The organism is Halonotius aquaticus (assembly GCF_003605575.1).
Lineage (GTDB): Archaea > Halobacteriota > Halobacteria > Halobacteriales > Haloferacaceae > Halonotius > Halonotius aquaticus.
On sequence record NZ_QKNY01000004.1, the window covers coordinates 16756 to 31750 of the forward strand.

Sequence of the window (14995 nt, forward strand, 5' to 3'; positions counted from 1 at the left end):
GCTCGAATCGGCGAGTGTGTCCATATCCGAGCCACGACACGCAGACGCAAAGACGTGCCGCACTCCGCCCGTGGGGATACTTTATGCCCGTGACACCCATCTACGTAGTCGACGGATGGACACCACACATCGGGTCGTCATCGACGACGCCCGCGGCCTTGCGGGCCTTGCGGCTGACAGTGTCGAACTCGTTGTCACCTCCCCGCCGTACCCGATGATCGAGATGTGGGACGAGCTTTTTACCGACCTTGATCCGGCCATCGGCGACCACCTTGCTGCCGGTGATGGTGAGGCCGCCTTTGAGGCGATGCATGCGATCCTCGATTCTGTCTGGGACGGCCTCGATCGGGTTCTCGTCGACGGCGGCATCGCCTGTATCAACATCGGGGATGCGACCCGAACGCTGGATGGTGGCTTTCGGGTGTATCAGAACCACGCCCGGATCATCGACGCCCTCACTACCCGTGGCTTCGAGCCACTTCCCGAGATCGTCTGGCGGAAGCCGGCCAACTCAGCGGCGAAGTTCATGGGCAGCGGGATGGTACCCCCCAACGCCTACGTCACGTTAGAACACGAGTACGTGTTGCCGTTCCGTAACGGCGGCGACCGCCGATCGTTCGAGCCCAACGCGGAGTCCCGGTACAACGCCGCGTACTTCTGGGAGGAGCGCAATCGCTGGTTTTCGGATCTGTGGACTGATCTCCGCGGGGTAGAGCAATCGCTCGCCGACGATGCGCTTCGGGATCGCTCCGCGGCCTTCCCGTTCGGGCTCCCTTACCGCCTGATCAACATGTACAGCGTCTACGGCGACACGGTCTGTGATCCGTTTTTCGGTACCGGCACAACCGGACTGGCGGCGGCCGTCGCCGGGCGCAACTCCGTCGGCTACGAACTCGATCCGGCGTTCGGGTCGGTCTTCGAAGCCAGGATCGACGACGTACCCGCCCTCTCCCGGCAGGTCATCGGTGACCGACTCGCCGCCCACCGGGAGTTCGTCGCCGCCGAACGCGACGCCGGCGAGACGTTCAGTTACGACGCAACCCACTACGACGTGCCTGTTCGCACCAACCAAGAGCAATCAATCCGGTTTTACGCGGCTGAATCGGTGGACTCGACCGATGCAGGCTATCGGGTGACACATACCCCATTCGATGGCGACGACGCGGGTGTGGACTCTCCTTACTGAGGTGCTTCGCTTGCCGCCGTCTCCGGCCAACGAACCCCCCAGTACCGATCGTTGTGAGGGTCGATCTCGAAGCCACAGGCGTCGTAGAATGGCCGAACACCCTCGTCGAACCCGGCGGTCAGCGGCCGCGGTGCAACGCGTTCGGCAGCCGCCACGATGAGCGCACGGCCGATCCCCCGGTCGCGTCGTCGCCGCCGGACGGCGATCGCTGTGATCCGCACCGGATCCGTGTCGCTGTCGACCCGCGTGCCGTCGACAGTGACTCGCTTCTCCTCGCTCGCTGGCGAGGCATCGAGGGCGATCGCTCCGACCGGTGTCTCCTCGCGGGTGGCGATGAGAACCAGCCCGTCTGTTGCGCTGAGTTGTCGACTGAGGCGGTCGGCAGCAGTATCGAGCATCGCGGCGTCGAACAGTCGGACAACGGCGAGTCGGTCTGTGGGATCGCCACGCCGGATCGACACCTGGTCGCTCATCTACTGATTTCGTTCAAGCTCTAAGAGGAGGCTGTCGACTGTCGGGCGATCCCCGGGTGCGTCGCCGACATAGGAGTACACCAGCCGTGGCTCCTCGCCGCGGCGGTCGATGATCACCACCAGCGGCATCCGGCCGATCAGATCGTGGAGCCTGCCGAGGACGCCGAAGCGGACGGGCTGGCCGAACCGGTCGGCGGTTGTGCTGTCGGGGTCGGCCACGACCGGAAACGGGAGGTCGTAGCTGTCGGCCCACTCGGCGGCCCGTTCTTTCGACTCCGGCAGGATCGAGACAACGACCGCGTTATGCTGGCGAAACTCATCGTAGCGGGTGGCGATCTCGCTGGCCTGTGTTTGGCAGTTGCTACAGTGAAAATCGCGGTGAAACAGGAGGACGACAAAGTCGGCATCGACCTGATCGACGCGGAGCGGATCGGGCCCCGGCCCCCCGTTCGGGAGTTCGATCGAGAGGTCGGTCGGCGTCGAGTACATACCGGCCGTAGCGAACGCCGGAGTAAAAATACTCCCGTCCCGGCGCGTCAGCCGGGCTGGTTGGCCTGTTATCCGCCTTTGATCAGCCGGACGACCTGCACGGTGTCAGCCGCAACGGGCTGATCTTCCGGCACTGGGCTGCCGTCGACAAGCACCGACACCTCCTGTGGGCTGTAGTCGATCGCCGACAGCAGGTCGGCGTAGGTTGCGCCGTCGTCAATGCTCACCTCGTGGGTGGTCTCGCTGACGACATCGACGGTCACGTCCATAGCAGGGCTATAGCCGGCGACTCATAAAGCGTGTCGGCTCCACGATTGAACTGTTGGTGTCGACACCGATTGATACTGCTCTCTCACCGCAACATCCCACCGCTATTGATGGTCTAAACTGTCAATAGATTCGCATACGCCGCACCGATACTGCCGTTGTGGCCGAAGCTATATCATTATCGACTGTGTAGTAGTGGTACAATGCTTTTTGATCTGCTGGCTGGCATCCACGCTCGGTTCCGACGTGGCGACACCGAGCATCACGCCCCGCGTACTGATGGGGGACAGGTTACCGGGGCAGCGACAGCCGACGAGGGCACCGACGACGTCACGGTCGAACCGGTGATCGAAACCGATGAGCAGCCCGATGACGCGGCCGACCACGACTTCGATATATCGGGGCAGGTGTTGCTGAGTGGGATTCCGCAGGCCGCCTTTGTGATCGATCCCACCGGGACGATCCAGGCGTGGAATCACGATATGATGGAGCTCACCGGCATCACCGCTGATGAGGCACGCGGGCGCGATGACATCGGAATGCTACTGTATGATTCGACCGACGACACGATGATCGAGAAGGTGCTTGCCGAACCGACGACCGCCGACGAGGTCTACGGGCTGACCGTCGAAGACGAGTCCCGCCATCTCTACGTCAAGGAAGACCGGATCGCAGACCACAGCGGCAACGTCGAACGGTACGCCAAGGTGACGGTGATGCCGGTGTACGACGACGGCGAGTTGGTTGGTGCCGTCGAGATGGTACAGGATCTCACCGAGGAGCGTCGCCGCCAGGAGGCGACCGAGGCCTTGGTCGCTGAGGTGTCCGGCACGCTGCAGGCGTTGACCGCCGGACAGCTGGATGCCCGTGCCGCCTTCGATGACACCGAGTTCGTCGACGATCAGCTGCTCGGCGTCGTCGCAGAGGTCAACGGGATGGCCGACAACCTCCAAGAGGTCGTCACCCAGGTCGACCAGCAGGCAGCCCGCCTTGCGGACTCCGTCGAGCAAGCGGTCAGTGCGGCCGACGGGATCGCCACCAATGTCGATAACCAAAACGAACTGCTTGCGGAAAGTGTCGATGAGATGCAGACCTTCTCGGCAAGCATGGAGGAGGTCGCCGCCACCGCCGAACAGGTCGACTCGGCGGCCGAAACGGCGCGTGAGGCCTCCAACGATGGGCTTGCTGCCTCCGAAGACGCGCATGCTGCTGCCACCGACGTTACCGAGCTCGGCGAGGAACTTGTCGAGTCGGTCACCGATCTCGGCGAGCGGATGGACGACATCGAAAACGTCGTCGAGGTCATCTCCGATGTGGCCGAACAAACCAACCTGCTGGCGTTGAACGCCAACATCGAGGCCGCCCGCGCCGGCGAGGACGGGGATGGCTTCGCGGTCGTCGCCGACGAGGTGAAAAACCTCGCCGACGAGACGCGCCAACACACCGAGGAGATCACCGAAAGCATCAACGACCTCCAGTCGCAGGCCGACTCAACGATCACTGCAGCCGAAGAGAGCCACCAGCAGATCGAAACGGCCGGCGACCAGATCGACGACGTGTTGACCGCCTTCGAGGATATCGCGGCCGCCGTCGATCAGGCCGCCGACGGGATCGCCGAGGTCTCCCGGGCAACTGACGACCAGGCGGCGACCGTCGAAGAGTTGACATCGACGCTTGAGGAGGCCCGCGATCACGCTTCCGAGACGGACGCTGCCGCCGAGAACATCGTCGCCGCAACCGACGAACAGACCGAGGCGATCGACGAACTGGAAGATCGCGTCGATCAACTTCGCAGCAGCTAGGTTCTTTGAACGCTGCCGCGTCTCTCTCCGGCGACCACGTCTCGGGGCGTTTATCAGCCTCCCGGCCGCCACCACAGGTATGAGCGACGCCGACGCCGCGGGGGCCACCGGTCGGGAGATCTGGATCGAAAAATATCGGCCACAGACCCTCGACGACATCAAGGGCCAAGCCGACATTGTCGAACGCCTCCAGAGCTACATTGATCAACACGACCTCCCGCATCTCCTGTTTTCGGGTGGGGCGGGCATCGGCAAAACGACCGCCGCGACCGCCATCGCCCGGCAGGTATACGGCGACGACTGGCAGGGGAACTTCCTCGAACTCAACGCCTCCGATCAGCGCGGGATCGACGTGGTGCGCGACCGGATCAAAAACTTCGCCCGCGCCTCCTTCGGCGGCTACGACTACCGGATTATTTTCCTTGATGAGGCCGACTCGCTGTGTGTGCCGCCGGGCACGGAAGTCGTGACGGGATATCCGTCGAAACCGGAGGTCAAACCGATAGAGGAGGTCGCCGAAGACGGTGAACCGATGCCGTCGGTTGACTTCGAGACAAACGAGATTCAGTCGGATAATGGAACCCTCGTTGACTCCGGCGTTGCGGACTTCTTCGAAGTCGAACTGGATGACGGACGGACGATCCATGCGAGCCCAACCCATCCGTTCTTCGTGGTTGGAGCGGATGGCAAACTGATCGAAAAAGAGCTTCGAGAGCTGTCTTCTGGCGATGAGATCGCGGATTTTAAAGACGACATCGGTGTCTCTCGGTGTGAAATCTGCGGCGACTGGACAGCAGGACGGTTCTGCTCCATCGACTGTAAGGACGAAGGCCACAGCCGCAGTATGAGCGGCGACGGCAACCCGATGTACGGCACGGAGTGGTCAGACGAGCGACGGGAGAAAATCGTCGAGAAACTCGCAGATGGGCGGTTCGCTGGCGAGAACAACCCGAACTACGGCGGTGCGTTCCACGGTGTCCACGTCTGGAAAATGGATGAAGAGACAGTCGAACGCGTCCGCGAATCGCTCAGTGAGATGCGAGCCGGAACTCCGTGGGAAAAGTGGGTCGTTGACGCTGATGCGGAATCCGTGAAAGAACAGATCGGCGAAACGATGTCGGAGTGGTGGACCGACTTGGACGAGGACGAACGCGAGCGACTGATCGAAAAAAGTACCGAGAACTGCGATTACCCGGTCTGCGACATCAGTGGCGATAACAACCCGATGCGCGATCCCGAAGTCGCTCAAAAGGTTTCCGAAGCACTTCAGGGACACGAACCGACGGGTGGAAATATCAGACACAGCGAGGAACTCGGCCATCTCGTCCGTTCGGACTGGGAGTACGAGGTCGCCAAGGCACTCCAAGAGGCCAACATCGAGTACGAGTACGAACCGGAGTTCGAACTGTCGGATTCGGTGTACCATCCCGACTTCCTGCTTGATGATACTGTGATCGAAGTCAAAGGTGTCGCCGAACTGTGGGGTCAACCCGAGAAGGTTAGAGAGTTTCTGGATACCTACGGTGACGAATACACGTTCGTTGTCGTCGGAGATGGCGACCTCCCCCACCACGAGCATTACGAACGCGAGGAGTTCGAACCCGGACTCGTCGCTGACGGGGGCCGAGGTGACGTTCAAACTGCGACGATTTCCCGCATCGAGTACAGCCACCGCGGGAAAGCCTACAACATCAGCATGGACGACACGCCGAACTTCATGCTCGCTAACGGGATTCTCACGCACAATACTGACGACGCCCAGTCAGCACTCCGCCGGACGATGGAACAGTTTTCCGACAACACCCGCTTCATTCTCTCCTGTAACTACTCTTCGAAGATCATCGATCCGATCCAGTCGCGATGTGCCGTCTTCCGATTCTCGCCGCTGTCGGACGAGGCGATCGCCGCCCAGATCGACGAGATCGCTGCCGCTGAGGACATCGAAATCACCGACGACGGCCGGGAGGCCTTGGTCTACGCAGCGGGCGGCGACATGCGCCGGGCGATCAACAGTCTCCAGGCTGCGGCAACAACAGGCGAAGTCGTCGACGAGGAAGCGGTCTATCTGATCACGTCGACGGCTCGTCCCGAGGAGATCGAGGCGATGGTCACCGACGCGATCAACGGTGATTTCGCTAAATCGCGGGCGACACTCGATACCCTGCTGACCGATACCGGCATGGCCGGTGGCGACATCATCGACCAACTGCACCGGTCGGTGTGGGATCTCGGGATCGACGAACGGGCGGCCGTCCGGCTGATGGAGCGGATCGGCGAGGCCGACTACCGGATTACGGAAGGCGCGAACGAACAGGTGCAACTTGAGGCACTGCTGGCGTCGCTGGCGTTAGACGAGAACTGATTCTCCAACTGATACCGTGCGTACTGCGATGGGTACGGTTATTCTTCGGTGACCGGAATTGAGACGCCGTCCGTTCCACTGTCGCCGGCATTGTGCTCAGCGACCGGCTGACCGCCATCGGGAAGGAGCTTCTTTTTCCCGCCACAGCAGCCGCAGCTGGGGACGAGCGCGCCGGCGATGTATCCGGTTGCCCCGCCGAGACCGCCGCCGATCCCGGCCCCGAACGGGCCGGCTTTCCCACCGAGTGACGCACCGATTGAGGCTCCGACTGACGCCGCTGTTGTTGCTTTTTTGTCTGATGATCGCATGCACCTTCGATAGGAGCGTGTCGATAATGAATATTGTGACCGAATGGCACGCGGCGACAGCCGAGGCGCAACCGTCTTTTCCGTGTCGCACGTTACTGTCGGTGGCCGATGACGATAGCACCGCTCCGAGGCGGGGTGGCTCCTGCCGGTGACGAGCCCTATGAGTGCCGAGGCCGACTTTGAACGACGGACGCGGATTTATGACCGATGCCGAACAACCACACAGCATGGCCGCTGAAATCTCCGACCGGGTTCGAGCAATTGCGGAAGCCCGCGGGCTTCCCGAGTCCGAAGTTTTCGAGCGCGCGCTCGAACGCGGGCTTGAAGACCTGTGGGACGATCTGGTGCTCGCCCAATACCTCGACGGCGACCTCGACCGCGAGGACGCCATCGACCGCGTCGGCCGGACGAAGGTTGAGCGTGCTGAACGGGAGCGAGAGATCGTTGAAGAGGATGTCGACTGGGGTCTCAACGCGTGACACTTGCGGCTGTCTCGGATGCTGGGCCGCTTATCCATCTTGCCGAAATCGATGCCCTCGAACTACTGGCAGCGTTCGATACCCTCCTGATACCGGAGACGGTCTATGCGGAAGTCGAGACGGGTGGTATTCCCGACGGATTATCCGACCGCTCGTATGAACTCGTTGACGCGGCAGCGAGGCCCGTTCCATCCACGGAGCTGGATGCAGGCGAACGCGCCGCGTTGGCAGTCGCAACCGACTACGACGTAACGTTTCTGACGGATGATCTCGCTGCTCGGGAGGCCGCTTCCGAGGCTGGTGTTGATGTCCACGGCTCCATCGGCATCATCGCCCTCGGATACCACCGTGGAATGCTACACAGAGAGCAAGCCGCATCGCTCATGCACGCACTCCAGCAGGAGACGAGTCTTTTCGTGACCCGAGCCATTGTAGAACGCGGTATCCGGCAACTGGACGAGTCCCACCGAACAGATGACTAGCTTTTGCTTCGTGAGTGTTGAGGCCAGTTTATATCGATACCCGGTCTCGTTGCACAGCAGTGACACAATGCTTTAGATACACGTACGTGTGCCTATCGCGTCGACGAATATCACGGTCACCGAGTCCACATACGAGCAGTTGCGGGCCCTGAAACGCGACGACGAGAGTTTCAGCGAGGTCGTCGAACACGGCGGCCAGCTGGTGACACGAGACCGCGATTTCAACGCTGAGCGGTCGAGGCGGCGACCGTCACCGGTCAGGGCACATACCAGATCCCGCGCTCGCGATCCCACAGTGAGCCGACGACGACATGGGGTAGCGCGATGATGCTGATGAAGATGCTCCAGAATGCCACCGCGCCGGCCAGCAGCGTGCTGTTCGCAAACGGATTCGGCACAGCCCAGTAGACGACCGCCAACACAGCGACCGTTGCCATCGCACCCGCGACGAGCAGCCCCCACGCTCGGAGTGCGGTCGTCGTCGGGTCGTCACCGCCAAGCAGATCCCACTGATCGTCGCCGACCGGTGGCTCTCGCACCGTCTGTGCGCGGGCGACCTGCCGGGTGGAGTACCACAGCGGGAAGTACAGCCCGACGGCGACGACAACTGGCACGACCGCGAAATACGCCGCCAACAGCAGCGTTTCTCCAGCATCGACGAGCCACGAGCGACCGCCACCTCGCACGTAGCCCAACCCGATGTGGGCGACCAGTGCCAGCCCGTACCCGGCGGCGATCACCGGCCGCGTCACATCGAAGTACGCCGCATACGGCGCGAGTCCGCCCGGCTCAACTAGACCGACCATGAGCGCGCTGAAGGCATGGAACGTCTCGGGCCAGAAGACGATGGGTACAAGCATCACGCTCCCGCCCCGGACGCCGGCCGCCAGCAGCCGTTGGGCCCGCGTCTGTAGGTGGTCGGTGCCGCTGGTCGCATCGAGTACCTTCACCCCGCCGAGGCCGCCTTTCGCCATGGCGACAGTGACCGCCAGCGCCAAGCCCGCAACCGGCGCAACCAACAGCAGTCCGAGGAAGCCACCAACAGCCGCCAGATATACTGCGACGTACCGCCACCGAAAGTCCGGGCGTCGCCGCCGGAGGTTGGCGACGTGCTCGTAGCCGCCGTGGGGGAGGTTGAGCGCGATCATCCCCACGAGATAGATGACCATCTGGGCCTCCATCGGCACCGACACCCCGGCTGCGGCCAGCGCCGCGAACGTCACGGCGACTACCAGCAACGCGACCCGTGAGAGCAGCAGCGACGGGTGATTGTCCGTCCGGTGAGACAGTCGGCTGATTGCCCGCGCACTGAGCGCGCTCATACGACGATTGTGGGGGTTGTTCACATATAAATGGGGCCGCGCAGTCCTACGATCTGGGAACGCCCGGCGAGCCGATACGGGGGCCGCCCCATGATCCGATATGGGCAGCAGTCAGCCACAGCAGGCGACCGTCGTCGGTGGCGGGTTCGGCGGACTCGCGGCGGCAGCCTTCCTCGCCGACGCCGGGATTGACGTCCAACTCTACGAGCAACACGATCACCTCGGCGGCCACGCGGGCGTGCTCGAACGCGACGGGTTCCGGTTCGACATGGGGCCGTCGTGGTATCTCATGCCCGACGTTTTCGAGCGATTCTTCGGGCAGTTCGACCGACAGCCGAGCGACTACTACGGGCTCGAACGCCTCGATCCACAGTATCGCGTCCACTGGAAGGACGGCGACAGCGTCGACATCGCGCCGAATCGCGCGAATATCCACGACATCTTCGACTCCTATGAGGACGGCGCGGGGGCGGCCCTGGATCGGTATCTCGACATCGCCGCCACAAACTATGAGTTGGCGATGGAGCGGGTGCTGTACGCCGGCCGCGAGCGACTCCGGGACTATCTGGATCCGGCGTTGATCCCGATGCTTCCTCGGCTTCGGCTGTTCGGCACGATGGACGACTACGTCGCCCGGTACTTCGACCATCCAAAGCTCCAGCAGCTCTTAGAGTACACGCTTGTCTTCCTCGGTGGTGCGCCACACAACACGCCCGCGCTCTACAGCATCATGGCGCATGTCGATTTCAACCTCAACGTGTTCTATCCCGAGGGTGGGATAGCCGGCGTCGTCGACGCGCTGGCGACGCTTGCCCGCGAGCAGGGGGTCGACATCGAAACCGGGGTGACCGTCGAACAGATCACCCCAACCAGTGATGGTCTCAGCGTCGCGACCGACCGCGGCACCGACCACAGCGAGGTCGTCGTCAGCAACGCCAATCCGGCCTACACTGAACGCGAGTTGCTCCCGCCGGCCGCTCGCGACCACAACCCCGAGTACTGGGAGGAGCGAACCTACGGCCCATCGGCGTTTATGCTGTATCTCGGCGTTGAGGGCGACATCGAGCCGCTGGCCCACCATACACTCGTGTTGCCGACCGACTGGGACGCCCACTTCGAGCACATCTTCGACGATCCGGGGTGGCCCGACGAGCCAGCGTACTACCTCTCGGTGCCCTCGGTGACCGACGACACGGTCGCCCCCGATGGTCACCACGCGGTCGTCGTCTTGGTGCCGCTGGCACCCGGATTAGATGACACGCCCAAGCGACGGGCTCAGTTCCGCGAGCAGATCCTCGCCGACCTGGCTGCCAACACCGGCGTCGACCTCCGCGACCGCATCGTCGTCGAGGAAACCGCTTGCGTCAACGACTACGTCGACCGGTTTGGCGACCCGCAGGGAACCGCCCTCGGCTTAGCCCACACGCTATGGCAGACCGGGCCGTTCCGGCCGGGACACCGAACCGGCGTCGACGGGCTATACTACACCGGTGGGTTCACCGCACCCGGGATCGGGATGCCGATGTGTCTGCTCAGCGGCGAACATGCTGCCACCGCAGTTCTGGAGGATCATCCGACGCTCACAACTGACGCGGCGGCGGCCGACTGATCTCACGCTGGCGGACGCGGCGGCGAACGCAACCGCTTGACTGTCGATGCAGAATTCGTCATTTGTCGAAACATCGGCGACAAAAAATATGAGTTATCAGTGCGGAGCACGACAGTCGACGTAGCGGCGGTAGATCCACCCATGTCTGGCAAATACGACCTCGTGATCGTTGGCGGCGGCATCAGCGGCGCGTCGCTGCTGTACACGACCGCGAAGTTCACCGACATCGACTCGATTGCACTGATCGAAAAGGAGCCCGAACTCGGCGCGATCAACTCCCATCACACCAACAACTCCCAGACCCTCCATTTCGGCGACATCGAGACCAACTACACGCTCGAAAAAGCCGAGGAGGTCAAGGAGGGCGCGGAGCTACTCGCGGGCTACCTCGAAAACCACGACCCTGACCGCGAGATGCACTCGAAACGCAGCAAGATGGTGCTGGCGGTCGGCGACGAGGAAGTCCCCAAACTTGAATCGCGCTACCACGAGGAGGGCTTCGGCGAACTCTTCCCGAAACTCCGGCCCATCGAGCGCGACGAGATCGCCGACATCGAGCCGAAGGTCGTTGAGGGCCGCGATCCCGACACAGACCTGCTCGCCCTCCAGACCCCTGACGGCTACGTCGTCGACTACGGCGAGACGACGAAATCCTTCGCCGAGCAGGCCCGCGAGGAGGCCAATGTCGACATCTACACCGACACGAAAGTTACCGACATCACGCCGACGCTCGACGGTCATACCATCGCCACCGATTCGGGCCGTTTCGACGCGGATGCGACCGTCGTCGCCGCCGGCTCTCACAGCCTTCAGATCGCCAAGGAACTCGACTACGGTGAGGATATGTCGCTGCTCCCGGTCGCAGGGAGCTTCTTCATCGCCGACGACCAGCTGTTGAACGGCAAGGTCTACACCCTGCAGATGAAGAAACTCCCCTTCGCCGCCGTCCACGGTGACGCGGAGGTACACGACGACTCCATCACACGGTTCGGGCCAACGGCGAAGGTTGTCCCCGGGCTCGAACGCGGTCGGCTCTCGTCGGTGCCGGACTTCTTCGATGTCTTCGGCTTTACGCCAGCGGCGTTCCTCAGCTACGCCAACATCATGGCCGATCGGATTCTGCTCCCGTTCGTTCTCGAAAACCTCCTCTATGATCTTCCCGTCATCGGCCGCAAACGATTCCTCCCGGATGTCCAGAAGGTCGTCCCGACCGTCGAGTTGGAGGACATCGAGCGCGCCAAAGGCTACGGCGGCATCCGGCCACAGATTGTCGACACCGCCAACAAATCGCTGGATATGGGCGAAGCGAAGATCGTCGGTGACGACATCATCTTCAACATCACGCCTTCGCCCGGCGCGTCGACCTGTCTGAAAAACGCGATGCGGGACACCCACACCCTGCTGGACTCCCTGGAGGGTGACTACGAGTTCGACGAGGAGGCCTTCCGCGAGGCGACTATCGGCCACTTCCCGCGAGCCGATGCCGATGATGATACCATCGAGGTCGACGCCGTCGATTCAGCTGCGGCCGACGACTAATCGACACGACCGCGTTTTCAGAACCCACGACCGCGTTTTGCAGAACCAGCGACGTTAGTCGTCGCTATCGTCGAGATTGGCCTCGACCTTGCTGGCGTATTTTTCGAGATCAGCGGCGATGGTTCGCGCCTGCTCCGGCGTCAGCCGCACCCGGTCAGCGTGGGCTGGTAGGTGCTCAAGTTCGGCGTTATCGAGTTCCATCTCCAGTTTGACGTGGTCAGGGTTCTTTCGCGGCGCGGTGGCGTTGACGACGGCGTAGGCTGATTCGGTGAACTCGTGGGCCTCGGCTTCCCCGTCGAGCAGGTCGAGTGTCGTGTAGGCGTTGACCGAGAGGAGTCGATCTGACATGGCCGCCGATAGGCGGGGCTGGTTCTTGAGGCTTTGTTTCGAATCAGTTTCAATCGAGTAAAACAGCGTGATGAGCGATAGTGTAGGCGGCTTAGTCGTCAGCCGGCGCGATGGAGTTGCCCTCGCCGTCGGTCGGCGCGGGGGAGGCATCCATGTCGTCGTCCTCGGCGTAGGGGTACCACGTCATCTTCGTGTTGTGCATGTAGGGATCCTCGTAGCTCGTCTCCTTGGGCTCGATGAACTCCTCCAGTTCCGCCTCGTCGTGGCGGGCGATGAACTCACGGAACGTCTCACCGCCCTCACGGTTGGCCTCGAAGGTTGCCAGCAGATTTTCGATCGCACCGGGTACTTCGTCGGCTGGGACGCGCTGGCCGACCCACTGGGCGAACTGTGGGTTTTCGCCGAGGCCGCCGCCGAGACCGATATCGAGGGCCTCAACCGGTTCGCCGTCCTTTCGCGTCTTCATCCCGCGCAGCGAGATGTCGGCGATCTGCGGCTGGGCACAGGAGGCCGTACAGCCCGACAGATGGATGTGGAAGTCCTCGACGCCGTCGGGCAGCTCGACGTTCTCCTTGAGCCAGCGGGCATAGCGCACTTGGCGGTTTTTGGTCTCGACAATTGAGAGCGAACAGAATTCGGTGCCGGTACAGGCGACCGACCCACGCATGAACGGATGGGGATCCGGCGAGTAGTCCTCAAGCAGTGGCTCGTCGAGGAGGTCGTCGAGATCGTCTTCCGGAACGTCGGTGATCATCACGTTCTGGCGTTGGCTGATGCGAACCTCGCCGGAGCCATACTCTTCGGCGAGGTCGGCGAGTTCGAGCGTGTCGTCGGCACCCATCCGGCCGACGAGGACGTTGAGGCCGACGTAGTAGTTGCCGTCGCGCTGCTCGTGAACGCCGATCAGGTCGCCGTGTTCCTCGCCGCCGGCGTTGTAGGTGTACTGCTCGCGGATGTCCTCGCCGGCGGTTTCGAGTTCGAAGTCGACGAACTCCTCCTGGAGGACGCGGCGCATCTTCTCGGTGCCCCACTCGTCGACGAGGAACTTGATCCGGGCGTTGTACCGATCCTCGCGGTCGCCGTGTTCGCGGAACAGCGCGGACATGCCGCCGGCCACCTCAGCCGCGTTCTCGGGGCGGACGAAGACATCGATATCACGGGCCAAGCGCGGTTCGTTCCGCGAGAGGCCACCGCCGACACGGACGTTGAAGCCGCGGATTTCCTCGCCGTCGATCTCTTTGGAGGCTGGCTCAAGTGCGAGGTCGTTGATGTCGCCTTGGCCGGAGCCGTCCGGCGAGCCGGTGACCGACACCTTCCATTTGCGGGGCAGATTCGAGTGGTCGTCGTTGCCTTTGAACGTCTCGTTGAGCTCCTTGATGACGGGCCATGCGTCGACAAATTCGGGGGCCTTGCCGGCCATCGGGTTGCCGACGATGTTCCGCCAGGAGTCACCACAGGCCTGCTGGGTTGAGAGGCCGTTGGCCTCGAGCTTTTCGAAGATCTCCGGGATATCCTCCAGTTTGATCCAGTGCAGTTGGATCGATTGCCGTGTCGTCCAGTCGACGTAGCCATCGCCGAACTCAGGGTTCGTTTCGGGACCGCGGGCGTACTCGTCGGCGATCTCGGCGACGACCTCGGTTTGCCCCGGCTTGAGCACGCCGTTTGGCGTCCCGATCCGCATCATGAAGTAGCTCTCTTGGCCGTTGCGCTGGTGGTACAACCCCCACCATTTGAACCGCTCGAACCAGGCGTCGTGTTCGTCTTCTGGGATCGACTCCCAGCCTTGCTCGGCGAACTCCATGAGATGCTCTCGGATCTCATTGCCGTAGACCTCCGATTTCCATCGCTCAACGTCAGTTGGCATATGCCCACCCAATAGCTCTACCTGTAAACAGTCCGCCCCCGCGTCAACCATCCCCGGTGGTTCACTAAACCGGATACTATTGCTGGTTTCTGTCCGACCGGTTCGTAATCGGTTCCATTATCACGTGTTCGCGGTCGTAGTTGCGGTATTCCCCTTCGTGAATGTAGCCAACCGGGAGTTTCCCGGGGACGCCGCTTTCCCCACACTCGATACACTGGCCGTAGGTCGTCACCGCCACATCGCGGCCGTCGGCGGAGACCTCGGTGAACCCCTCGGCGATGAAGTCGACAAGCTCACAGGAACAAAACTCGGGGGCATGGAGCCGCCAAAGTTCGCTGACGCTGACGCGTCGCTGGTCGTTCACCGAGAGCCACGCGCCGTCATCGAGGATACGTAGGGCAACGCTCACACAGTCTGTTGGGTCGCCGGCTACCTGTAGGAGTCGCCCGCTGCAATCGCTGACCG

At 62.5% G+C, this 14995-nt stretch carries 15 protein-coding genes and 3 pseudogenes; 10 read left to right on the forward strand and 8 right to left on the reverse strand.

All coding sequences use genetic code 11. The features are described 5' to 3' along the window. Positions 1-115 precede the first annotated feature (115 nt). Entirely contained in the window at positions 116-1186 is a 1071-nt protein-coding gene (locus tag DM826_RS02160; protein ID WP_120100936.1) for a DNA-methyltransferase, read from the forward strand. On the opposite strand, the gene DM826_RS02165 is transcribed toward DM826_RS02160, so the two are convergent. The 3 genes from DM826_RS02165 to samp2 form a co-directional block, all read right to left on the reverse strand. Beyond that, complete coding sequence (locus tag DM826_RS02165) at positions 1180-1659, reverse strand: GNAT family N-acetyltransferase (protein WP_120100938.1); 480 nt, start codon at positions 1657-1659, stop codon at positions 1180-1182. The two genes, DM826_RS02160 and DM826_RS02165, sit on opposite strands and share 7 nt — an antisense overlap. Beyond that, entirely contained in the window at positions 1660-2148 is a 489-nt protein-coding gene (locus DM826_RS02170; RefSeq protein ID WP_120100941.1) for a peroxiredoxin family protein, read from the reverse strand. It abuts the gene before it with no gap. A gap of 68 nt (positions 2149-2216) precedes the next feature. Beyond that, positions 2217-2417: a ubiquitin-like small modifier protein SAMP2 gene (gene samp2, locus DM826_RS02175; protein WP_120100943.1), complete on the reverse strand. Its 201-nt coding sequence runs from the start codon at positions 2415-2417 to the stop codon at positions 2217-2219. A gap of 201 nt (positions 2418-2618) precedes the next feature. Between samp2 and DM826_RS02180 the strand changes: the two genes are divergently transcribed. The 4 genes and pseudogenes from DM826_RS02180 to DM826_RS13315 all read left to right on the forward strand — a co-directional run. Continuing rightward, complete coding sequence (locus DM826_RS02180; protein ID WP_120100946.1) at positions 2619-4217, forward strand: methyl-accepting chemotaxis protein; 1599 nt, start codon at positions 2619-2621, stop codon at positions 4215-4217. Between the two features lie 79 nt (positions 4218-4296). Continuing rightward, positions 4297-4659: pseudogene (locus tag DM826_RS13190) on the forward strand (AAA family ATPase); the annotation flags it as partial. Between the two features lie 24 nt (positions 4660-4683). Beyond that, positions 4684-5961, forward strand: a pseudogene (locus tag DM826_RS02185) (replication factor C small subunit); the annotation flags it as partial. A gap of 3 nt (positions 5962-5964) precedes the next feature. After that, a pseudogene (locus tag DM826_RS13315) lies at positions 5965-6579 on the forward strand (replication factor C small subunit); the annotation flags it as partial. Between the two features lie 38 nt (positions 6580-6617). On the opposite strand, the gene DM826_RS02190 reads toward DM826_RS13315, so the two are convergent. Then, the gene (locus tag DM826_RS02190) at positions 6618-6887 is read right to left on the reverse strand and encodes a hypothetical protein (RefSeq protein ID WP_120100951.1); all 270 of its coding nucleotides are present in this window, start codon (positions 6885-6887) and stop codon (positions 6618-6620) included. Positions 6888-7114: 227 nt separating this feature from the next. Between DM826_RS02190 and DM826_RS02195 the strand changes: the two genes are divergently transcribed. From DM826_RS02195 to DM826_RS13340, 3 genes are all read left to right on the forward strand, one after another. Further along, positions 7115-7366, forward strand: a complete 252-nt coding sequence (locus DM826_RS02195) for a hypothetical protein (protein ID WP_120101351.1) — start codon at positions 7115-7117, stop codon at positions 7364-7366. Then, positions 7363-7848, forward strand: a complete 486-nt coding sequence (locus DM826_RS02200) for a nucleic acid-binding protein (protein ID WP_120100954.1) — start codon at positions 7363-7365, stop codon at positions 7846-7848. The genes DM826_RS02195 and DM826_RS02200 overlap by 4 nt, the downstream gene beginning before the upstream one ends. Before the next feature lie 88 nt (positions 7849-7936). Then, on the forward strand, positions 7937-8176 hold the full coding sequence (locus DM826_RS13340) for an antitoxin VapB family protein (protein WP_165853229.1): 240 nt from the start codon (positions 7937-7939) through the stop codon (positions 8174-8176). Here the strand turns inward: DM826_RS13340 and DM826_RS02210 are convergent. Further along, positions 8106-9170, reverse strand: coding sequence for a Brp/Blh family beta-carotene 15,15'-dioxygenase (locus DM826_RS02210; RefSeq protein WP_120100959.1), 1065 nt, complete (start codon positions 9168-9170; stop codon positions 8106-8108). The genes DM826_RS13340 and DM826_RS02210 overlap by 71 nt on opposite strands. A gap of 100 nt (positions 9171-9270) precedes the next feature. Here DM826_RS02210 and DM826_RS02215 point away from each other — a divergent pair, with 100 nt between their 5' ends. Continuing rightward, on the forward strand, positions 9271-10779 hold the full coding sequence (locus DM826_RS02215; RefSeq protein WP_120100962.1) for a phytoene desaturase family protein: 1509 nt from the start codon (positions 9271-9273) through the stop codon (positions 10777-10779). A gap of 141 nt (positions 10780-10920) precedes the next feature. After that, on the forward strand, positions 10921-12318 hold the full coding sequence (locus tag DM826_RS02220; RefSeq protein WP_120100964.1) for an FAD-dependent oxidoreductase: 1398 nt from the start codon (positions 10921-10923) through the stop codon (positions 12316-12318). A 54-nt stretch (positions 12319-12372) separates the two neighbouring features. On the opposite strand, the gene DM826_RS02225 is transcribed toward DM826_RS02220, so the two are convergent. The 3 genes from DM826_RS02225 to DM826_RS02235 form a co-directional block, all read right to left on the reverse strand. Continuing rightward, positions 12373-12666, reverse strand: a complete 294-nt coding sequence (locus DM826_RS02225; RefSeq protein WP_120100967.1) for a DUF6360 family protein — start codon at positions 12664-12666, stop codon at positions 12373-12375. A gap of 91 nt (positions 12667-12757) precedes the next feature. After that, the gene (locus tag DM826_RS02230; protein WP_120100969.1) at positions 12758-14530 is read right to left on the reverse strand and encodes a nitrite/sulfite reductase; all 1773 of its coding nucleotides are present in this window, start codon (positions 14528-14530) and stop codon (positions 12758-12760) included. A 76-nt stretch (positions 14531-14606) separates the two neighbouring features. Continuing rightward, complete coding sequence (locus tag DM826_RS02235; RefSeq protein ID WP_120101354.1) at positions 14607-14939, reverse strand: hypothetical protein; 333 nt, start codon at positions 14937-14939, stop codon at positions 14607-14609. Positions 14940-14995: the final 56 nt, after the last annotated feature.